This is a genomic window from Brucella sp. LJL56, from assembly GCF_054871705.1.
Genome location: NZ_JBTXLQ010000001.1, coordinates 1,339,440 through 1,360,391 on the forward strand (window position 1 = coordinate 1,339,440; position 20,952 = coordinate 1,360,391).

The following is a 20,952-nucleotide window of genomic DNA, read 5'->3' on the forward strand; positions in this document are numbered from 1 at the left end:
GTTCACTTCCGTTTGGGAAGCTCTACGACGATTTCATGCTCGCCATCAGGTTTGATCGGCACGCCTTCATCCGGCTTGCCGACCTTGCGGCCGTTGAGCTTCACCGCCCTGTCCTTCGCACCGGCCACGACCTTCACGCGGTAGAGCGCTTCGCCAAAGCGGAGCTCTGCCTCGTAGCCATCCCATTCCGGCGGCAAGGCCGGATCGAGGTGCAGGCGGTCGCCGCGTTTTGTGACACCGAGGATACCCTCCGTCGCAACGCGATAGAACCAGCCAGCGGAGCCGGTGTACCAGGTCCAGCCGCCCTGTCCGCGACGCGGCTCGACAGAATAGATGTCCGCTGCAATCACATAAGGCTCGACGCGGTAGATATCCGGGTTGCGGCCATGGCTGATCGGGCTGATGAGCGAGAACAGACGCCATGCCTCGGCCGTCTTGCCCATGCGGGCGAGCGCCATGATGGCCCAGGTCGCGCCGTGCGTGTACTGGCCGCCATTCTCACGAACGCCCGGCGGATAGCCCTTGATATAACCTGGCTCCTGAATTGTCCTGTCGAAAGGCGGCGTGAAGAGACGCAGCAATTCGCCTTCGTCATCCAGCAGGTATTTTTCAAGCGAAGCCATCGCCTGTTCGGCGCGCTTCGGATCGGCAACGCCGGACAGCACGCTCCACGATTGCGCGATAGCATCGATCTGGCATTCGTCGCTGTCCTTCGAGCCAAGCGGCGCACCATTGTCGTAGAAACCGCGGCGATACCATTGACCATCCCAACCATCGCGGTCGAGGGCCTTCGTCAGGCTTTCCAGATGCGCTTTCCAGATATCGACGCGCTTCTTGTCCTTGCGGGCTTCGGCAATCGGGATGAATTTGCCGAGCGTATAGGCGAGGAACCAGCCGAGCCACACGCTTTCGCCCTCTCCCTTCACGCCAACGAGATTCATGCCGTCATTCCAGTCACCGCCCAAGATCAGCGGCAGACCGTGCTTGCCGGTTCGCTCGACAGCAAGATCGAGCGCCAAGGCGCAATGCTCGTAAAGGCTTACTGTGTCCTTGGAGATTTCCGGCTGATAGAAGGCATCGTGTTCACCCTCTTCCAGCTTGCGCCCTTCGAGGAACGGCAGCTTTTCATCAAGGATCGAGCGGTCGCCCGTCGTCTCGACATAGAGCGAAGCGCCATAGCCGAGCCAGACGACATCATCCGAGATCAGCGTGCGGACGCCTGCACCCGTTGCCGGCAACCACCAATGCTGAACATCGCCTTCCGGGAACTGGCGCGATGCGGCATTGAGGATCTGCGCGCGGGCAAGCGTCGGATCGATCAGAAGCAGCGACAGCGTGTCCTGCAACTGATCGCGGAAGCCGAACGCACCACTTGCCTGATAGAAGGCAGCGCGCGCCCAGATACGGCAGGCAATCGCCTGATAGGGCAGCCAGCCATTGACCAGAAGGTCGAAAGCCGGGTCTGGCGTTTTTACCTGAACACGGTCGAACAGGCCTTCCCATTGCTGTCTGGCGGCAGCGAGCTTGTCGCCGAACGAGACCTTGCGGGTTTCGGCGATCAACGCCTTGGCCTGTTTCTGATCGGCGGCATTGCCCAGCAGGAAGACGATCTCGCGTGCTTCACCCGGCCCCACTTCGATATCGAGGGCGAGCGCGGCGCATGGATCACGACCTGCTTCAACCGTACCCGAAAGCGCCTTGCCAGCGAGCACGACTTCCGGCTTGCCCACCGAGCCGGTGGTACCGATGAACTCGCTGCGGTCAGCGGTGACGGATTGCGGCTTTTCGGTTGCAGCAAAGAAGGCGATCTGCCCGGACTTGTCCGGATGATACGGATTGCCTGCAAAGAGCGCGCCCAGTTCCTCGTCCTGCGAAGGTACGATGAACGGCACATTCTTGGAGCGTTCATTGCCCAGCACCCATTCCACATAGCCATAGACGCGCAGCCTGCGCTTGGAACGTCCGTTATTGGTGACGGTCAGGCGCGACAGACGCACCGGCTTGTCCGCATCCACGATGTGGGTGAGATCAAGTGCCAGTTCGCCATGCTGTGCTGCGAAGCTCGAATAGCCGTGGCCATGACGCGCTTCATAGGTCACTGCCTCGTCGCGCAGCACGCTTGCCGTCGGCGCAAAGGTGCGGCCCGTTTCACGGTCGAGGATATAGATCGCCTCGCCCGGACGGTTGGTCACCGGATCGTTCGCCCATGGGGTGAGCTGATAATCGCGGCTGTTGCCTGCCCAGGTGAAGGCCGAGCCTTCCGCCGAGACATGGAAACCGAAATTCGGATTGGCGATCACATTGATCCACGGATGCGGTGTGTTGGTGCGATTGTTGATGCGCACCACATAAGAGCCATCCTCGGCAAAGCCACCATAGCCGTTCCAGAAGCGAAGATCGTCGCCGGACGGAGCAGGATGCCCCGGTGCCGTTTTGACCGCCGGTGTGAGCAACGGGCGGCGTTCTTCCGTTCCGCGCTCGATGACGACAGGTGCCAGTCCTGCGGCACTGGTACTCCCGGACGCCTGACCGGCAATTGCGGTCTTGGCATCACGTGCCGCCAGATCGACGGTGATTTCCTCACTGCGGCGCAGTTGTTCGGCCAGCGAGCCGTTCTGCGCGTGCATGACGATGCGGGCCGAAGCGAGCAGCGTGTTGTAGCTTTCGTCGCTCATCTGGTCGCGACGCACCGCAAAGATGTGCGGCTGGCCCCCACCCCGGGCGCGGAAACCTTCCACGATCCAGTCAATGGCGCGCTGCGTGTCCTGCGCATAGGAGAACGCACGCTCGTTAACCGCCACGACATCGACTGTGAGGCCTTTGCTGCGCCAGTATTCCTGCGCGCGCAGCACACCGCGCAACACGTCGAGATCAGCTTCATTGTCGATGCGCAGCGCAAAGATCGGATAGTCGCCGGAAATCGACATCGGCCAGAGGTCGGACTGCTTGCCGAGGCCGCTGGCGATAGTTTCTGGCGGCTGGCGCAATGTCCGCTCCGGATAGAGCAGATAGGCAGCCACCTTCTGATAATCTGCAGCTTCGGCAGGCTTGATGCCGATATGGTAGAGCTGCACCTGCGAACTTGTCCACGACAGTGAATATTCGCGAGCGAAGGTTTCCGGATGGCGATGAAGCGCCACCGCATGTTCCACCGCATCGCGGCTTCCACCGGCGAAGGTCCAGAAAACAAGGCTTACCTTTTTATGCGCCGGAACGCGGACGCGTGTGCGCACCGAAGCGATCGGGTCGAGCACGCAGCCCTGACTGCCGGTGAACTTGGCGCCCTGATCGAAGGCGGCCGCATCGCGCAAGCTGCGACCACGCCCGACAAAGGCACGGCGGTCGGTTTCGACTTCCGTTTCGCGGATCGAGCCGGAAAGATCGGTCACGAAATGCGCGACATGAATATCCGGATCGGACGGCGCACGCTTGCGGCGCTTGGCATAGATGGTCGAACCGTTATCGGAGATTTCGGTTTCCACGAACATCTTGGCAAAGGCCGGATGGGCGGCATCGCTGTCGCTATCGTTCAGCACCAATTCCGCATAGGAGGTGACCTCGATCATGCGGTCGCGGGCGGACGTGTTGATGATGTCGAGCCTGCGGCCTTCGCCATCGGATTCCGACGACACGATCACTTCCATGACGGTCTTGATGTCACCGGCGGTCTTGTAGAATTCCGCCTTGTCCTCGGTGAAGACCGTCTTGGTTTCCTCTTCCGGGTTGCGGACCGGTTCGCCGGTCGCCGACCACCAATAGCCGCTTTCCATATCGCGCAGGAACAGGAACGTGCCCTGAAGGTCTTCCGACGCATCGGCGTGGAAGCGGGTAATGTCCCAATTGTGCCAACGGCTGTAGCCCGAGCCGTTGGCCGTCACCATCAGCGCATATTGGCCATTCGACATCATATGCGTGGTGCGCGGCGCCTTGAACGGCTTGTCGACAATCCGCATCGGCGCATCGTCGAAGCCGCCGGAATCCACGCGCATCGGATTTTCCGTCTTGGCGTAGATCATCGGGATTTCGCGTGGCGCCTTTTCCTGCAGCAGCAGTTCGGCAGCCTCGATCACCGGATCGGAGTGGAAGCGCTCGCGCATCCGGCCTTCAAAGATCACGTTGTTGACTGCGATGATCGCCATGCCGTGGTGGTGGGCGTAATAGTTCTTCACCACTGCACAAAGCTCGCCTTCGCGAACACGAGACGGCGTGAAATCCACCGAATCGTGGAAGCCATAGCGTCCGAGCGCACCGAGCTTGGCGAGGCGCTTCAGGTTCGCGACAGCGGCAGCAGGCTGATATTGCGCGGCAAGCAGGCTCGCATAAGGCGCAATGACCGCGTTGCGCGACAGGCCGCGCTGCAGGCCGAGGTTCGGCACACCGAAGTTGGAATACTGATAGTTCATATGCGCGTCGCGCGCATTGAATGCCGCTTCCGAAATACCCCATGGCAGACCGCGCGAGGTTGCGTAGTCGATCTGGCGCTGTACCACGAGCTTGTTGGTCTGGTCGAGGAGCGAACCCAGCGGCTCGGACATGACCAGAGGCGGCATCAGATATTCAAACATCGAGCCGGACCAGGAGAGCAGAGCGCCCTTCCAGCCTACCGGCACCAGAAGACGGCCAAGCTTGAACCAATGTTCGACCGGCACGTCGCCCTTGGCGATGGCGAACAGGCTTGCCAGACGGGCTTCGGACGCCAGAAGATCGTAGCAGCTTTCGTCCAGTTCGTTTTCCTGCACGCGGAAACCGATGGAGAGAAGGCGACGTTCTTTCCGTTCAAGGAAGCCGAACTGCATGTCGAATGCGAGCTGGCGCGAGCGGGTAGCAAGATCGCGCAGACGCTCACGCAGCGCGTCCGTATCGTGCTCGCCGATGGAATCATCGGTATGCGCCTTGCAGGTATCGACCAGAATGCGCGCCCATTCCACGGCTTCAGCACTTGCCGGTGTTTCGATTTCGCCATCGAGTTCGTCCATCAGGCGAACAATATCGGTCGCGAAGAGCGACAGGTTGATGGTGCGGAACGACGCCGTTTCCGGCTCGTCCTTGATGGACAGTACGGCGCGGCGGAAATTGGCAATCCGTTCTTCCAGGCGACGGCGCAGCGGACGCAGGATCCGGCGGTCATCGGGGATTTTCGCGATTGTCTCTTCAAGAATATCGTTCACATCGAGAATGCCATCAAGATCGCCCTGCATATAGACCGAAGGCGCTTCCGCCCATTCTTCCATGGCCGAAGACAGGGTAACCAGATGACCGGCAAGATTGCCGCTATCGACCGCCGAGACATAAAGCGGGCGCATCGGCGTCAGCGTGTTGGTCTCGTACCAGTTGTAGAGATGGCCCTGATATTTCTCCATCTTCTCAAGCGTATCGACGGTGGCTTCGACACGATCCAGCGTTTCACCGAAACCGATCCAGCCGAAATCGCGCGCGGCGACGACGGACAGGAGATAGACGCCGATATTGGTCGGCGACGTGCGCTGCGCGACAATCGGCGCCGGTTCTTCCTGGAAGTTGTCCGGCGGCAGGTGGTGGTTTTCCTCATTGGCGAATTCGGCAAAATAGCGCCAGGTCCGGCGCGCATAACGGCGCAGGTCGGACTTGTCGGAAGAAAGCACTTCCAGCGTGTCCTGCGGCTTGGCCGAACGGCTGACCAACCAAGCAATCAGCGGCGAGGCAAACCAGATGACGGCAAACGGCGCTGCGATCATTGCCGCATGACTTTGGGCGGCAAGCGGGAAGAAGATCGCCAGACCCGCAATCGCTATGGCGGGCCACATGAGCTGGAAATAGTAAAGCAGCGTATCGGGCGAGGTTCTCGCCTGCGCCGCCGTGCGCCATTCCAGAAGATTGCGATGCGAAACGAACAGGCGATAGACGGTGCGCGCAATGGCATCCGCCATCAAAAACGCCGAATGCGCAATGAAGGTGGTGCGCAGCGCCACGTCCGCCGTGCCGAGCGCGATGTCGGTCAGCACCGACTGCGCATGGCCTTTCAGCGAATAGTCCATGTTCGATGGAATAAGATTGGTGACAATGCCGAATGTCGGCGCGACGAACATGGACAGAATGAGAAAGCCCTGCCAGACGGCAGCAGGCCCGATCGGCAGCACGCTCCAGCCGACAACGGCTGCAATCAGCCACAGAATCGGATTGAGCGAGCGACGCAGATTGTCGATCATCTTCCAGCGCGTGATGTGGCTGACGCCACGGCTCGTCGAAAACAGCCATGGCAGAAGCTGCCAATCGCCACGCGCCCAGCGATGGTGACGCGATACGTCGACATTGTAGCCGGTCGGATAATCCTCGACCACTTCCACGTCGCTGACGAGAGCCGCGCGGGCATACCCGCCTTCGAGAAGGTCATGGCTGAGCAACGTGTTTTCCGGCACACGGCCCTTCAACGCCGCTTCGAAAGCGTCGATGTCGTAAAGTCCCTTGCCGGTGAAGGTGCCTTCGCCAAGCAAGTCCTGATAAGTGTCGGACACGGCGAAGACGTAAGGGTCGATACCGCGATTGACCGAGAAGACACGCTGCAGGAACGACGCCTCATCGCCAGTGGTGAGCGACGGCGTGACGCGCGGCTGGAGAATGCCATAGCCGCGCACGACCTTGCCGGTCTTTTCGTCGATGATCGGCCGGTTCAGCGGATGGCTGAGCTTGCCGGCCAGATGTGTAACGGATTCCGGCGTCAGACGCGTATCGGCGTCCAGCGTCATCACATATTTGATTTCCTTGGGCAGGCGCTCGTCCGCCGGGAAGAAACTCGTATCCTGATCACCGCGTAAGAGCAGGTTCAGCTCGTGCAGCTTGCCGCGCTTGCGCTCCCACCCCATCCAGCAATTCTGCTTCTCGTTGAACAGGCGACGGCGGTGCAGGAGGAAAAAGCGCGGCTGGTCGCCGCCGGTATAGTGCTCATTGAGCTTGGCGATTTCCTCGCGGGCATATTCATAGATTTCCATGTCCGCGGGCGTGATTTCCTGCTTCGCATCGGTCCAGTCGCTGACTAGCGCAAAGTAGATTTCGCCACGTGGATTGGTGAGATAATGAACTTCCAGATTGCGGATCTGCTCGTCGATGGAATCACGCGAGGTGATGAAGGTCGGCACCGCCACCAGCGTGCGCGCTTCCTCTGGCAAGCCTTCCTTATATTCGAAACCGATCAGCCGTGTCGGCTGAACGAACCACGGCACCAGCGCGTTGAACAGCGAATAGGACGCATCCATTGCCGGGAAGATCGCCAGAAGCGTGAACAGCGTGCGCAAATCCGTCGATAGACCGGCGCGGATCATGCAGTAATTGACGAGCAATAGAATCAGGATCGTGAAGATCGCGGTTGGAATGAACAGGCCGAACAGTCCAAGGCCGCGATAGAAGCGCAACGCCTTGACACCGAATGGTGCCTTGTAGCCGCAGACTTTCTCCAGTTCCTCGCGGCCTTCTCCGGAAAGGTAATAGGCGATTGCACCCTTGCCTTCCGCCTCCGGATGGCCTGCCTTTTCCGCACGATGACCATCCTCGGCCAGCTTGAGAGCAGCCCAGGTGATGTCGATTTCGCTCATGTCCGAATAGCGGGCGAGCTTTTCAATGGTCACGCGATAGGCATTGCGGGAGCGGAAATCCAGAAGTTCGAAATCGCTGTGGTCGCGCAGGATCGCATCAACCTCGTTGACGGTTTCGAACCAGGTTTCCCAGTCCACATCGTCAATGGATTTGAGCGAGCGGATGACGTTGCCCATCGTGACGCCGCCAGTTGACTGGCGGGCATGTTCCTCGACGATGGCATCTTCCGGATTGCTGCCCTCTTGCTCCAGAATCCGTTCCAGCCAGCTTGCTGCAGCCGTGGTGTCGGTTGAAGAGGAACGCAGGCGATAAAGAAGATGGGTCGCGAACGTGCTGTCGCGGGCGGCGTCGGCATATTGCGCCAAAACCGAATCCAGTTCGGCTCCGTCGGCAGCGACCACGATGCGGTCGGCAGCCGTATTGGCGAGATTGCGCATGATGCGCGCGCGGTCGACGCGCAGCGCCAGACGGCGCGCATTCTCGATCAGGAAATAGCGTACTGCAGATGGCAGCGCCCACAATTCGCCGATCTTCAGCGGCTCGACAGTCTGGAAACCCTTGACGATGGCCGTCAGCGTCTTCAGCGAGAAATTGCTGTCCGTATGGGCGACATAAAGCCAGGCCAGCGCGAAAATACGCGGCATGCCTTCATATTTTTCGACCGGGGCCTTGTAGAGCGGTAGCTGGCGAATGAAGCGGCGCGGCAGGTCGCGACGGGCCTGCTGCACGTTCTTGTCGATCTGGTAGTGATTGTCGAGCAGCCATTGTGCGGCTGGCGTGATGGTTTCCCCCGCACGCGACGCGGCATCGGATGCACGATAGGCATGCAGGATCAGCTTGCCGTTCTCGGACAGGCGCTGATCGAACGGGAAGGCAATATAGCCCGGCAGCGGAATGTCTTCGCCGCGCGCTACGGCTGCGGCAAGCGCGCCAAGCTCTTCCTCGGTCTTGTATAAAGCCCGGATGGGGGATGGTTGTTCTGGCGGAATCCGGCCCGACGCATCGGGCTCGCTGGATTTGGGTTCCATCGAAGATTGCGGCATCGGCGATTTATTCTCGGTAGAGGTTGAATTGGAGAGCGAAGAAGACAATTCCGGCATCTGCCTTAACAGCCTTTCCGAAGGAAATGAGTTATCTGCGGCGGGTGGATACTGACATTATTTCGAATTTTCATTTCAGGGAAACGGCAGTATCCGTGATCGGTTCCCTGAATGTCGACCGCATTTGGCCAAAATGCGACGGCGCAATGTGCTGATCTTCAAACCGTTTGAATCGCAACGCACAATTCTTTCCGCCCATTAATGTTGCGTTATGGAACACCCCGTTTTCTGCAACCCTAACATATTGAAAATAAAAATAATACTACCGCAGGTAACGCGCCGGAAAATTTCACCGCACCCGACTCAGGGCCTTCAATACAGAAAAGCCCGGCGGGCTTGCGGGAATCACCGCGCATCTGCCGGGCTTTGTGTTTCGGTTCACCGGAAAGTGACGATCAGGAACCAGATTGCGAACCGGTTGCTCCTGCCGGAAAAAGCTTCCAGTAACGTGGGCGGAAAGCGATGCGGCTTTTCTCCGCCGCCGGATGTTCGGCTGGAATTTCGATCTCGACCCGCTCGCGTGCGCCGCCAACTTCCAGTTCAACGCGCCGCTTGCCGCCCGAACGGCGGCTTGCCACCACGGTGCCTGCGATGCAGCCGCCGCAGCCATCCAGCAATTCGACATCATGCGGACGGAAGAAGAGCTGTGCGTCACCATCCGCCTCATCTTCGACCCTCAGGCCGATATTGCGATCCACCAGCCAGATCTCGCCCTTTTCGACCCGCACCGGAAGCGTGCTGGACTCACCGATGAAGCCATAGACGCCGGGGGAATTCGGGTTGTCATAGACTTCGTCCGGCGTGCCGACCTGCTCGATACGGCCCTGGCTCATCACCACCACGCGGTCGGCAAGCTCCAGCGCCTCGTCCTGATCGTGAGTCACGAAAACGGTCGTGTGGCCGGTCTTGTCGTGAATCTCGCGCAGCCAGCGGCGCAGTTCCTTGCGCACCAGCGCATCGAGGGCGCCGAAGGGTTCATCGAGAAGCAGGACCTTCGGTTCAATCGCCATGGCGCGGGCAAGCGCCACGCGCTGGCGCTGGCCGCCGGAAAGCTGCGCCGGGTAGCGCTTCTCCAGTCCCTGCAGCTGAACGAGATCGAGCAATTCCAGCGCGCGGTTGCGAATATCGTCACTCGACGGACGCGTCGCGCTTGGGCGCACCTTCAGACCAAAACCGATATTGTCTGCCACCGTCATATGGCGGAACAACGCATAATGCTGGAAGACGAAGCCGACATTGCGCTCCTGCACGCTCTTCTGCGACGCGTCTTCGTCGCCGAAGAAGATGGTGCCTTCGGTCGGTGTTTCCAGCCCGGCAATCAGGCGCAAAAGCGTGGTCTTGCCCGAACCGGAAGGCCCCAGCAAAGCGATCAGCTCGCCGGAACGAATATCCAGCGAGACATTATGCAACGCCGGAAAGCGAGCGAACTCCTTACGCACACCGGCAACACGAACTTCCATTCTCAATCCTTCCGTCTGCCATAGCAGGACTATGCTTTATTTCTGCCGCCGCGCGGCCAATTGCTCGTTTAGATGTCAGTGCCCGTTTCCGCTGCCGGCCAGTTCATCGCCATAACGCAGTTCCAGCGCCGTCTTGATGGCGAGTGTCAGGAGCGCCAGAAAAGCCAGCAGCGACGCCACCGCAAATGCACCGACGAAATTATATTCGTTGTAGAGAATTTCCACATGCAGGGGCATCGTATTGGTGAGACCGCGAATATGTCCAGAGACAACGGAAACAGCGCCGAACTCGCCCATTGCACGGGCATTGCAGAGCAGCACGCCGTAAAGCAGCCCCCATTTGATATTGGGCAGCGTCACATAGCGGAACGTCTGCCAGCCATTGGCACCAAGCGAAATGGCTGCTTCTTCATCGCCGGTTCCCTGTTCCTGCATCAGCGGGATCAGTTCGCGTGCGACGAACGGAAACGTAACGAACACCGTCGCCAGCACGATGCCGGGAACGGCGAACAATATCTCGATGCCGTGCCGTGACAGCCACGGCCCGAGCAGGCTGTGACTGGAAAAAAGCAGCACGAAAACAAGGCCTGAAATGACCGGCGACACAGAAAAGGGCAGATCGATCAGCGTCGTCAGCAGTGCCTTGCCCTTGAATTCGAACTTCGCGATTGCCCAGGCGGCTGCAATGCCGAAGACCAGATTGAGCGGCACGGCAATGGCCGCCACCATGAGCGTGAGCCTTATCGCAGCCCAGGCATCCGGCTCGATCAGTGCCGCCAGATATTCGCCTGCTCCCTTGCGGAAGGCTTCCACGAAAACCGCGATCACCGGCAGGATGAGGAAGAGGGCCAGAAAAGCCAGCGCGATAGCGATCAGCGTGATGCGTGTCGGCAGACTTTCGGTGACAGCGCTTCGGCTGTGGCGAGGAGCGGCAGAGACAGGTTCATTCGCCATGACCATATTTCCTCCGTGTCCACGACTGGATGAGATTGATGAAAAGCAGCATTGCAAAGGAAAGCGCCAACATCACCGTGGCAAGCGCGGTCGCCCCGGCATAATCATATTCCTCCAGCTTGATGACGATCAGAAGCGGCGCGATTTCCGAGACATAAGGCGTGTTGCCCGCAATGAAGATGACCGAGCCATATTCGCCGACGCCGCGCGCAAAGGCGAGCGCGAAGCCGGTCAGGATGGCGGGTTGCAGGCTCGGCAGCAGCACCCGCCAGATGGTCTGGAACCGGGATGCGCCAAGCGTTGCCGCCGCCTCTTCAACCTCGCGGCTGATCTCCTCCATGATCGGCTGGACCGTGCGCACCACGAAGGGCAGACCGATGAAGATCAGCGCAATGATGATGCCCGCCCGCGAAAAGGCGATGCGAATGCCGAACGGAGCCAGCAGGCTGCCGATCCAGCCATTCGGTGCATAGATCGCGGCAAGCGCAATACCGGCCACTGCCGTCGGCAGAGCGAAGGGAATATCGACGATTGCATCGACGAAGCGGCGTCCCGGAAAGCGATAGCGCACCAGAACCCAGGCAAGGATGACGCCAAAGACCACATTGACCAGCGCCGCGATGAAGGCAGTGCCGAAGCTCGTTTCAAGCGCTTTCAATGTGCGCTCGTCGGTGACGAGGCGCCAAAAACCGGAAAACCCGACTTCGGTGGAACGCAGCACCAATGCCGCCAGCGGAATGAGAATGAGAAGGGTCAGATAGGCAACACTGAAGCCGAACGTCAGCCCGAAACCGGGAATGACGCTCGGCTTTCTGAAGTGCGACCCTGCTCTGGCCCGTGCAGGGAGCGAAGACATGCGTTGGTTTGTTCCCTCTTCAGTACTTACTGTTACTGATTGCGCTCGAACTCCGGATTATTTTCCCGGCTTGTAGAGCTGGTCGAACGTTCCTCCATCGCCAAAATGATAGGGCTGTGCCTTGGCCCATCCGCCGAAAATCGGATCATCGATCGTCACCAGCGTCAAGTCCGGAAACTTGCGCTGCTTGTCGGCTGGGATGATGTCAGGCTTCGACGGACGGTAGAAATGCTTGGCGGCAAGCGTCTGCCCTTCCGGCGAATACAGATATTCAAGATAGGCCTGCGCCAGCTTGGTGGTGCCGTTTTCCTCGGCATTCTTGTCCACCACCGCGACCGGCGGTTCAGCCAGAATGGACTGCGGCGGAACGACGATGTCGAATGCATCCTCGCCAAATTCCGCGACCGAGAGATAGGCTTCGTTTTCCCAGGCGAGCAGCACATCACCAAGCTGGCGCTGCACGAAAGTGGTTGTCGAACCGCGCGCGCCGGTGTCGAGCACCGGCACATGGCGGAACAGTTCGCCGATGTAATCCTTGATCTTCTGCTCGTCACCACCGTATTGCTTGTAGGCCCACGCCCACGCGGCGAGATAGTTCCAGCGAGCACCGCCAGAAGTCTTCGGGTTCGGCGTGATGACCTCAACGCCGTCCTTCACCAGATCGCCCCAGTCCTTGATACCCTTGGGATTGCCCTTGCGCACAAGGAAGACGATGGTTGACGTATAGGGAGCCGAATTGTTGGGCAGACGCTTGCGCCAGTCCTTGTCGATCTTGCCCGAAAGCTCGGCAATGGCATCGATATCGCTTTCAAGCGCCAGCGTAACCACATCGGCCTTGATGCCGTCGATCACCGAACGCGCCTGCTTGCCCGACCCGCCATGGGATGCGCGAATGGTGACAGTTTCGCCGGTTTCCGCCTTCCAGTGGGCGGCAAAAGCGGCGTTGTAATCCTTGTAGAGTTCACGCGTCGGATCGTAGGACACGTTCAGAAGCGTCTGATCGGCAAAGCTCGGCCGAACCGTTCCAGTCAGCGAAGCCGCAGCCACCAATGCTGCCAAAGTGAGTGAAAATCTCGATATCTTCATGACCGCCTCCATGGTTCATTGGTCAAGACAGTATCAGAGCTCTTTGAAGACAGGATGCCACAAGCCGGTCGTTATTTGAAACGACTTCGAAAAATCTACTCTCCCCTATCAGCCATTGCGAAATATTTTTTCCGCCAGGCTTCATAAGCCGCCCTTGGACGCAAAGTTTAGAACGTGCACTATGCTGCCCGACAGGACCAATTACCCATGGAGGTGAGGCCCGGACTGGGGTTGCGGGGGGCAAGTATTCATCCGGGCCTCGGCCAGTCTCACGACAATCTCGCGACTGGCAGGCTAACAACGGACGAAACTTGTTTCGGTTGCAGGAAATCTCGGCAGCCTGGTGATTATTTTTCGCAGCCGTATTGCAACCATATCATGCTCCATAATCGCTCTTGAACGATATCACTGAAGGGGTATTTTTCCTGTATTGATTGGCTGACCAGAGGATTTTTCACATGGCATATGGCAAGCGTTACCTCGGTACCCTTTTCTTGATTGCGGCAGGTCCGGCGGTGCTGTTTGCACCGTCCGTTTCGGCGCAGGCTCAGGATGTGAACCCCATCGAGCGGGTCGATTATATCTGCGAACGCGGGGTCGTCGTGCCTGTCACCTATATCCGCAATGGCAGCGTGCCCGGATTTGCCGTCCTCGATGCTGAAGGCAAGATGATTGCGCTGCAATGGCACGACAATCTCAAGAAATATGTCGCCATCGATGAGCAGGACAGCTACCGCTGGAACGATAAGGACGGTCATGCCGTGCTGAGCCATCTCGAAGCCGATCATACTGCCAAGGAAGTGACGCTGCTATCAGCCTGCCGTTCGGACGACTCGGAAGAATAGAAACCCAGTTATGGGACGAGGTAATGCTTGTCCCACTGGTTCTGTGGCACTTCATCACCGATATCGTAACGGAACGAAACGATATTGATGTGATCCTCGTCCGTCTTGCAGACGAAGGACAACTTGTACCAGTGCTCGCGGCTGCGGAAGGCAGCGCCGTCGGCTTTGATGGAATTCTTTTTGGTCACCGGATCGGAAAAGGCATAGGCCAGAACCTTGTCGACCGAAAACTTGTTCTGTTCGCGCGTGATGCGTTCCATGGCCTCCACGTCGCAACGTTGCTCCAGGCGGGTCGCCAGGTCGAGTTTCTCAAGCTGGGCCTTTTCAGAGGCATTCATCGCAAAAGACGGGGAAACCGCCGCACAGAAGAGGAAAAGGCTGGCAATAGCGGACGCAGGCAACACAACGGACATGAATTTCATCGGACTTTCGGGAACTCCTCAGCACTCTCATTATGGACGGTGATAATAAGCATGATTTGCGGCAATGTGCGGATCATCACCGGAAAGTTATCGAAGGCCAACCCTAAAAACCGCCATCCCCAAAATTCGTCCCTTCTTATGAACTAATCGGCGCTGTTCGAGGTCACCCCTTCCACATAGGTGCGGTTGCGCCCTTCTTTCTTGGCGGCATAGAGGATTTTATCGGCCTTATCGACCGTCTGCCAGAAATCGCCCTGTTCCGGCATGCGGACGCAGCCGATGCTGCATGTCACACTGGTTTCCTTGGACAGGCGCTGGAAACGATGTCTCTCGATGTTCTGCCGCACCCCTTCCATAAGCTGAAGAACATTCTCGGCGTGCATATCGTCGAGGCAGATCACGAATTCCTCGCCGCCGGTGCGGGCGATCAATGGCCGTTCGCCGATGAGTTTGCGCAGAATCCCGGCAAACTCCTTCAAGACCGTATCACCCGCCGCGTGGCCATAGGCATCGTTCAACGCCTTGAAGTAATCAATATCACAAACAGCGACCCAGCCCGGATCGCCCTTTCTCGCCTGCGAAAACGCTATGTAACGCTTTTCCAACCCACGCCGGTTGAGAAGTCCCGTCAAGGGATCGCTGTCACGTTCATGCGACAGCTCGCCAATCCGGTCATAACCGGCTGCGGCCAGCAAAGCGAAGCCGGTGAGCACTGCGGCGACCGCCGTGGAAAACACCGTCCATTGCCAGAACACCGTCATTGCGAAATTTTCGCCGTCGACCTCCCCGAGCAGGGAGCGAGCGGTGAGAAGCGTGCGTGGCACGAATTGCAATGCCACCAGAACGAGCATGACCAGCAGCAGTTTGTCGACCAGTGCCCCCTTGAACAGGCGTCGTGCCTGCCATGCGAAGGAAAGGATCAGCGTGGCCATGCCGAGATTGAGCACATAGACCCGCGACAAAAGATTTGGCTCGATATAGCAATAATACCAGACGCCGCCGACGATGAGCGCGAAGCTCAGTATGTAGAAGGCGGATGTAAGACGCAAAGCGCTGCGCTGCAGAATGCCATATCCGCCGACCAGCGTGCCCCCCACATAAAATGCCGACGAAAGCACTGTGTTCAGATTGTCATCTGCAGGAAAATTGCCGAGCTGGACCAGCATGGCGATACCGATCAGCAGGAAACACGCGCCGCAGGACAGCAGAAACTTGCGGCCGCGATCGGAAAACCACGCCGTAAAAAAGGCAAGCGAGAACAGCAGCAGAACGGCGGGGAGTACGAACTTCATATAATCGGGCGCGCAAATTACAATTTCTGGGAGAAGTCTTATTGCGTCCTCTCAAGAAAATTACAATTGAGTAAATTGAAAACGTTCTGTGAACCCGCCATGCGTACCGGGCAGGCCTGCAAGACGCGAGGCCGTAACTCACCGTGCTTTCGCTCTTGATTTCATCAGGCCGTCCGTGTTTGTAACCTGCAAACATTGCCGTGATATGCGCTATCATATGCGCCACGCAGTCCCGTCGCGAAAGGAAGAGACATGAAGCCCGTTTTCCTGCAACTGCAGTGCACGCCCGGTAAAACCTATGAGGTCGCCGATACGCTCTTTCAGCGTGAAATCGTCTCCGAGCTTTATTCCACCAGCGGCGAATTCGACCTTCTGGCAAAAATCTACATCGCCGAAGATCAGGATATCGGCAAGTTCATGAACGAGAATGTCTTTGACATTCCCAATATTGTCCGCTCGCTGACGACGCTGACCTTTACCGCCTTCTGACATCGGCCCGAAGCCGATAGAAAGCCGGTAAAGGTTTGATTCACCATTAACGAATTATCATGTCGGCGATGGGAACCTCTGCTTGCGCTCGCGCATTTCTTGCGTGAAGGGCTTACCTCAAAAAGGGAGGCAGCGAGACAAGTGATGAACAATCTTGAACAGCGGCGGGTATTGGTGGTGGAAGACGAGATTTTCGTCGCCCTCGATGTCGCCGCGACTGTCGAGGATGCGAACGGAACCGTTCTCGGTCCGGTCGGCACCGTCCGACAAGCGATAGATATCATCAATCGCAATGAAGTCGACGCCGCCATTCTCGATGTAAACCTCGCGGATGGCGATGTGGAAGCCGTGCTGGACCGGTTAATGAGCCGCCACGTCTTCGTGGTCATTCACACCGGCGGCGGACTGCCTGCCCGCCTTGCAGCACGCTATCCGGAAGTGCCCGTCTTCCAGAAGCCGATCCCGCCATCCGTGCTGACACGCACGCTGGCTTCCGCCCTCGTTTCGCAAGTGGTTTGACGAGGCAGGATGCAGTCGACATTTCCCGATTTCGCAACGGTTCTGAAGGAAGTCGAGGCTGATGCAGGCCCGGCGGACGACATCCGCCGACCGCAATTCGGGTTTGCATCCGCGATCTTGTCCGCGAGCCTCGGCGATGCACCACCGGTGTCCCGCCAGCCGGACGATCTGGAAAACCTGTTCGACATTGAAAGCTTGCCGGAGACCGTAATCGAGCCTGAACAGGAAAGACAGGAGCTGGCCACGCGCATGGAGAAGCAGTCACCAGATGCGATCCGCCACGAGCTGGACTTGCAGCCGGGCTTGAAACGCGCCGAACTTCAGCGCAGGCGCCGCAACTTTGCCGCCGGCAATCATCCAGACCGCCTGCCGGAAGAGTTTCGCCCCGCTGCCGAACAGCGGATGAAGACGGCCAACGCCCTGCTCGACACCGCCATGGCCGATGCCCCGTCTTAGACGAGCAACTTCCTTACGTTTTCAGCGCGAAATCTTTTGCATTATAACAATAATGTGCTAGTTTGCCTTGTCTGCGCCTGCGAAAATCGTCGCACGCCGGAACCCTTTCCGTTGTCCGAAAGCCTGCAAACGGTGCCGCCCCTCCCGAAAATACCGGGCCATATGGGGCAAATTGCGCTTTGCTCTGCGGAAACGGTTCTGTCATAACGGTTACAATTAGAATAGTTCCTAAAAGGTTTGAAAATGCCTCCTTATCGTTCGCGAACAACCACCCACGGCCGCAATATGGCGGGTGCGCGCGGCCTATGGCGCGCCACCGGCATGAAGGATGAGGATTTCGGCAAGCCGATTATTGCTGTGGTGAACTCGTTCACCCAGTTCGTGCCCGGTCACGTTCACCTCAAGGATCTCGGTCAGCTCGTCGCGCGCGAAATCGAAAGCGCTGGCGGCGTGGCCAAGGAATTCAACACCATTGCGGTCGATGACGGCATCGCCATGGGGCATGACGGCATGCTCTATTCGCTGCCATCGCGTGAACTCATCGCCGACTCGGTCGAATATATGGTCAATGCCCATTGCGCCGATGCGATGGTCTGCATTTCCAATTGCGACAAGATCACCCCCGGCATGTTGATGGCCGCTCTGCGCCTCAATATTCCGGTGGTGTTCGTTTCGGGCGGTCCGATGGAAGCAGGCAAGGTCGTCTGGGACGATCAGGTCAAGAAGCTCGACCTCGTGGATGCGATGGTTGCAGCCGCTGACGACAGCTACACCGACGATCAGGTCAAGGCCATCGAGCGCTCGGCCTGCCCGACCTGCGGTTCCTGCTCGGGTATGTTCACCGCCAATTCGATGAACTGCCTCACCGAAGCGCTCGGCCTGTCGCTGCCTGGCAACGGTTCGACGCTCGCAACCCATGCCGACCGCAAGCGCCTCTTCGTGGAAGCCGGTCATCTAGTCGTCGATCTCGCGCGCCGTTATTACGAGCAGGACGACGAAAGCGTGCTGCCGCGCTCGATTGCAAGCTTCCCGGCTTTTGAAAACGCCATGACGCTCGATATCGCCATGGGCGGCTCGACCAATACGGTTCTGCATCTGCTTGCAGCCGCGCAGGAAGCCGAGATCGACTTCACCATGGCCGACATCGACCGCCTGTCGCGTCGCGTGCCGGTTCTCTGCAAGGTCGCGCCTGCCGTCGCCTCCGTTCATATGGAAGATGTGCACCGCGCGGGCGGCATCATGGGCATTCTGGGCCAGCTCGAAAAGGCAGGCCTGATCAATACCGATCTGCCGACCGTCCATAGTGAATCCATGGGTAAGGCGCTCGATCATTGGGACGTGACCCGCACCAACAGCGAAATGGTGCACAAGTTCTATTCGGCGGCCCCTGGCGGCGTGCCAACGCAGGTTGCCTTCTCTCAGGAGCGCCGTTTTGACAGCGTGGATTCTGACCGTGAAAAGGGCGTCATCCGTTCCAAGGAACATGCATTCAGTCAGGATGGCGGTCTGGCCGTGCTTTACGGCAATCTGGCCGAAGATGGCTGCATCGTGAAGACGGCAGGCGTGGACGATTCCATCCTGAAATTCTCCGGCCCTGCCCGCATCTTTGAAAGCCAGGATTCGGCTGTGCTCGGCATTTTGAACGGCAAGATCAAGCCGGGCGACATTGTGCTGATCCGCTATGAAGGCCCGCGTGGCGGCCCCGGCATGCAGGAAATGCTCTACCCGACCAGCTATCTGAAGTCGAAGGGCCTCGGCAAGGCTTGCGCGCTCATCACCGACGGACGCTTCTCGGGCGGCTCCTCGGGCCTCTCGATCGGCCATGTTTCGCCGGAAGCGGCCGAAGGTGGCACGATCGGTCTGGTGCGCGAAGGCGACATCATCGATATCGACATTCCGAACCGCAAGATCCACCTCGCTGTTGATGATGCAACGCTGGCCGAACGCCGCGCCGAGCAGAATGAAACAGGCTGGAAGCCAGCAGAGGAACGCAAGCGCAAGATTTCCACCGCGCTGAAGGCCTATGCTTCGATGGCAACCAGTGCCGCCAAAGGCGCGGTGCGGAAACTGCCGGATTGATCTAATATGAAGAAAAGCAAAAGCCCCGCACATGCGGGGCTTTTTCATTTTTGCATCGTCGTAAACCTGTTGTGTCTGCCCTCATCGTGAGGAGGGGCTCTGAGCCTGCGAAGGCCTCCCCTCGAAGGACGAGCGCGGCGACCTGTGCATTTCCCCCAGCCTTCGAGACGCTGTTTCCAACAGCTCCTCAGGATGAGGGAGAAGAGCGGCGTATCAACGTCCGTGTTCCCCCATAAGTCATCACACTTTAGGGGCGGCTTTATTACTGAAGGACCTTCTCTACCGCAGGCATCAGATCGTTCTTCACCGACTCCGGCGTAAACGGCCCGACATGCTTGTAGACGATCTTGCCGTTCTGATCGACGAGGAAGGTTTCTGGCACGCCGTAGACGCCCCATTCGATAGCTGAGCGCCCGGCGCGATCGGCACCGACTGCTGCAAAGGGATTGCCGAGATCGCCGAGGAAGCGGCGCGCATTTTCCGGCTGGTCCTTGTAATTGAGGCCAACCACGCGGACGCGCTCATCCTTGGCGATTTCCATCAGCAGCGGATGCTCCTGACGACATGGAACGCACCACGAACCCCAGACATTCACCAGTGTCAGCTTGCCCTTAAAATCTTCGCTGTTGAGGCCGGGAACAGGCGCGCCATCACGCATCAGGCCTTCGACAGGCGGCAGGTTGGTCTGCGGCGCCTGTTTGCCGATCAGCGCGGAAGGTATCGTCGTATTGTCCTTGCCCGACAGAAGCTGGACCGCAAACACCGCAGCCAGTCCGACGAAAATCGCCAGCGGCAGCAGGGCAACCCATGTGGAGCGCTTTTTCGGCGCGGCTGGCTTCTCGGTCGTTTCCGTCATTGTACTTTACCGGGGGCTTTTGCAGAACGGCGGCGCACGCCCTGCGCTTCCAGCCGTTTCAATTCGTTTTTCTGGATACGCTGATCGATCAATATCCAGCCGATGGTGACGGCAAGTGCGGCAACCGTGATGCCATAGGAGGCGAGAACAAAGCCGAGATGGTTCAAAGCACGCCCTCCTGTGCCTTGCGATTGCGGTCGGCATTGCGTGCGGCAAGTTTTTTCATCGACGCGACGCGACGGCGCCAGATTTCATTGCGCATGGCCATCATGTACAGGGTGAAGAACAGAAGCGAGAAGCCGATGGCCATCACGAAAAGCGGGCGCAGCATGGATGCATCGATGGTAGGGCCGTCCATGCGGAACACCGAAGCCGGCTGGTGCAGCGTGTTCCACCAGTCGACCGAGAATTTGATGATCGGAATATTGATGAAGCCGACCAGCGTGAGCACAGCCACAGGTCTGGCGCTTTTTGCCGGATCGTCCATGGCGCGCGACAGCGCGATAATGCCAAGATACATCAGGAACAGCACGAAAACCGAAGTCAGCCGCGCATCCCACACCCACCATGTGCCCCACATCGGCTTGCCCCAGAGCGAACCTGTGGCCAGCGCAAGCGCGGTGAAGACGGCACCGAGCGGCGCGGCGGCGCGGATCGACACATCGGCCAGCGGATGCCGCCAGACCAGCGTACCCAGCGCCGACACCGCCATGATCGAATAGCACATCATGGAAAGCCATGCGAAAGGCACATGAATATACATGATGCGGACCGTCATGCCCTGCTGGTAATCCTCCGGCGACTGGAAGAAGACCATATAGAGGCCCGCTGCCAGAAACAGCGCCGAAAGCCCGGCCAGCCATGGCAATAGCTTGCCTGCAAAGGCAAGGTATCGCGTGGGATTGGCCAGATCGAGCCAGCTCGTGGTTTTAACGGCATCTTTGGTCATGTCTTTTTCCATGGCCTATACTT

General features: G+C 58.7%; 15 protein-coding genes. 5 read left to right on the plus strand and 10 right to left on the minus strand.

Annotated elements, in window-relative coordinates; all coding sequences use genetic code 11:
- Nucleotides 1–2: 2 nt before the first annotated feature.
- From ACYSN1_RS06455 to ACYSN1_RS06475, 5 genes are all read right to left on the minus strand, one after another.
- On the minus strand, nt 3–8,666 hold the full coding sequence (locus tag ACYSN1_RS06455; RefSeq protein WP_461724894.1) for a GH36-type glycosyl hydrolase domain-containing protein: 8,664 nt from the start codon (nt 8,664–8,666) through the stop codon (nt 3–5).
- A gap of 395 nt (nt 8,667–9,061) precedes the next feature.
- A complete protein-coding gene (locus ACYSN1_RS06460; RefSeq protein WP_461724895.1) occupies nt 9,062–10,126 on the minus strand; it encodes a sulfate/molybdate ABC transporter ATP-binding protein in 1,065 nt (354 codons plus the stop codon).
- Between the two features lie 75 nt (nt 10,127–10,201).
- Nucleotides 10,202–11,086, minus strand: coding sequence for a sulfate ABC transporter permease subunit CysW (gene cysW / locus ACYSN1_RS06465; protein ID WP_461724896.1), 885 nt, complete (start codon nt 11,084–11,086; stop codon nt 10,202–10,204).
- Nucleotides 11,070–11,936 (minus strand): sulfate ABC transporter permease subunit CysT, encoded by an 867-nt coding sequence (gene cysT / locus ACYSN1_RS06470; protein ID WP_010657957.1) that lies wholly within the window; start codon nt 11,934–11,936, stop codon nt 11,070–11,072. Before cysT ends, cysW begins: the two co-directional genes overlap by 17 nt.
- Before the next feature lie 57 nt (nt 11,937–11,993).
- Complete coding sequence (locus ACYSN1_RS06475; protein ID WP_461724897.1) at nt 11,994–13,022, minus strand: sulfate ABC transporter substrate-binding protein; 1,029 nt, start codon at nt 13,020–13,022, stop codon at nt 11,994–11,996.
- A gap of 458 nt (nt 13,023–13,480) precedes the next feature.
- Between ACYSN1_RS06475 and ACYSN1_RS06480 the strand changes: the two genes are divergently transcribed.
- Nucleotides 13,481–13,867 carry a lysozyme inhibitor gene (locus ACYSN1_RS06480; RefSeq protein ID WP_461724898.1) on the plus strand — a complete coding sequence of 129 codons (387 nt, stop codon included), beginning with the start codon at nt 13,481–13,483 and terminating at the stop codon, nt 13,865–13,867.
- A gap of 8 nt (nt 13,868–13,875) precedes the next feature.
- Here ACYSN1_RS06480 and ACYSN1_RS06485 read toward each other — a convergent pair whose 3' ends face one another.
- Nucleotides 13,876–14,289, minus strand: coding sequence for a DUF930 domain-containing protein (locus ACYSN1_RS06485; RefSeq protein ID WP_461724899.1), 414 nt, complete (start codon nt 14,287–14,289; stop codon nt 13,876–13,878).
- A gap of 143 nt (nt 14,290–14,432) precedes the next feature.
- On the minus strand, nt 14,433–15,581 hold the full coding sequence (locus ACYSN1_RS06490) for a GGDEF domain-containing protein (protein WP_461724900.1): 1,149 nt from the start codon (nt 15,579–15,581) through the stop codon (nt 14,433–14,435).
- Nucleotides 15,582–15,833: 252 nt separating this feature from the next.
- On the opposite strand from ACYSN1_RS06490, the gene ACYSN1_RS06495 reads away from it, so the two are divergent.
- The 4 genes from ACYSN1_RS06495 to ilvD all read left to right on the plus strand — a co-directional run bounded on the left by ACYSN1_RS06495 (nt 15,834) and on the right by ilvD (nt 19,124).
- Nucleotides 15,834–16,070, plus strand: a complete 237-nt coding sequence (locus tag ACYSN1_RS06495) for an Lrp/AsnC ligand binding domain-containing protein (RefSeq protein ID WP_109989229.1) — start codon at nt 15,834–15,836, stop codon at nt 16,068–16,070.
- A 144-nt stretch (nt 16,071–16,214) separates the two neighbouring features.
- On the plus strand, nt 16,215–16,589 hold the full coding sequence (locus ACYSN1_RS06500) for a response regulator (RefSeq protein ID WP_461724901.1): 375 nt from the start codon (nt 16,215–16,217) through the stop codon (nt 16,587–16,589).
- Between the two features lie 9 nt (nt 16,590–16,598).
- Entirely contained in the window at nt 16,599–17,045 is a 447-nt protein-coding gene (locus tag ACYSN1_RS06505) for a hypothetical protein (protein ID WP_461724902.1), read from the plus strand.
- A 243-nt stretch (nt 17,046–17,288) separates the two neighbouring features.
- Nucleotides 17,289–19,124 (plus strand): dihydroxy-acid dehydratase, encoded by a 1,836-nt coding sequence (gene ilvD, locus ACYSN1_RS06510; RefSeq protein ID WP_461724903.1) that lies wholly within the window; start codon nt 17,289–17,291, stop codon nt 19,122–19,124.
- Nucleotides 19,125–19,386: 262 nt separating this feature from the next.
- On the opposite strand, the gene ACYSN1_RS06515 is transcribed toward ilvD, so the two are convergent.
- Genes ACYSN1_RS06515 through ACYSN1_RS06525 form a run of 3 tightly spaced genes read right to left on the minus strand, consistent with a single transcriptional unit; the run spans nt 19,387 to nt 20,929 of the window.
- Nucleotides 19,387–19,980 carry a DsbE family thiol:disulfide interchange protein gene (locus ACYSN1_RS06515; protein ID WP_461724904.1) on the minus strand — a complete coding sequence of 198 codons (594 nt, stop codon included), beginning with the start codon at nt 19,978–19,980 and terminating at the stop codon, nt 19,387–19,389.
- A complete protein-coding gene (ccmD, locus tag ACYSN1_RS06520) occupies nt 19,977–20,147 on the minus strand; it encodes a heme exporter protein CcmD (protein ID WP_461724905.1) in 171 nt (56 codons plus the stop codon). Before ccmD ends, ACYSN1_RS06515 begins: the two co-directional genes overlap by 4 nt.
- A complete protein-coding gene (locus tag ACYSN1_RS06525; RefSeq protein WP_461724906.1) occupies nt 20,144–20,929 on the minus strand; it encodes a heme ABC transporter permease in 786 nt (261 codons plus the stop codon). Before ACYSN1_RS06525 ends, ccmD begins: the two co-directional genes overlap by 4 nt.
- Between the last annotated feature and the right edge of the window lie 23 nt (nt 20,930–20,952).

Excerpts from the sequence above, each read along its gene's own strand:
- ACYSN1_RS06505 (WP_461724902.1), top strand. The coding sequence starts at position 16,599 with ATGCAGTCGACATTTCCCGATTTCGCAACGGTTCTGAAGGAAGTCGAG.
- ACYSN1_RS06475 (WP_461724897.1), bottom strand. The coding sequence starts at position 13,022 with ATGAAGATATCGAGATTTTCACTCACTTTGGCAGCATTGGTGGCTGCG.
- ACYSN1_RS06490 (WP_461724900.1), bottom strand. The coding sequence starts at position 15,581 with ATGAAGTTCGTACTCCCCGCCGTTCTGCTGCTGTTCTCGCTTGCCTTT.
- ACYSN1_RS06455 (WP_461724894.1), bottom strand. The coding sequence starts at position 8,666 with ATGCCGGAATTGTCTTCTTCGCTCTCCAATTCAACCTCTACCGAGAAT.
- ACYSN1_RS06515 (WP_461724904.1), bottom strand. The coding sequence starts at position 19,980 with ATGACGGAAACGACCGAGAAGCCAGCCGCGCCGAAAAAGCGCTCCACA.
- ACYSN1_RS06460 (WP_461724895.1), bottom strand. The coding sequence starts at position 10,126 with ATGGAAGTTCGTGTTGCCGGTGTGCGTAAGGAGTTCGCTCGCTTTCCG.
- cysW (WP_461724896.1), bottom strand. The coding sequence starts at position 11,086 with ATGGTCATGGCGAATGAACCTGTCTCTGCCGCTCCTCGCCACAGCCGA.
- ACYSN1_RS06500 (WP_461724901.1), top strand. The coding sequence starts at position 16,215 with ATGAACAATCTTGAACAGCGGCGGGTATTGGTGGTGGAAGACGAGATT.
- cysT (WP_010657957.1), bottom strand. The coding sequence starts at position 11,936 with ATGTCTTCGCTCCCTGCACGGGCCAGAGCAGGGTCGCACTTCAGAAAG.
- ilvD (WP_461724903.1), top strand. The coding sequence starts at position 17,289 with ATGCCTCCTTATCGTTCGCGAACAACCACCCACGGCCGCAATATGGCG.
- ACYSN1_RS06480 (WP_461724898.1), top strand. The coding sequence starts at position 13,481 with ATGGCATATGGCAAGCGTTACCTCGGTACCCTTTTCTTGATTGCGGCA.
- ACYSN1_RS06485 (WP_461724899.1), bottom strand. The coding sequence starts at position 14,289 with ATGAAATTCATGTCCGTTGTGTTGCCTGCGTCCGCTATTGCCAGCCTT.
- ACYSN1_RS06495 (WP_109989229.1), top strand. The coding sequence starts at position 15,834 with ATGAAGCCCGTTTTCCTGCAACTGCAGTGCACGCCCGGTAAAACCTAT.
- ACYSN1_RS06525 (WP_461724906.1), bottom strand. The coding sequence starts at position 20,929 with ATGACCAAAGATGCCGTTAAAACCACGAGCTGGCTCGATCTGGCCAAT.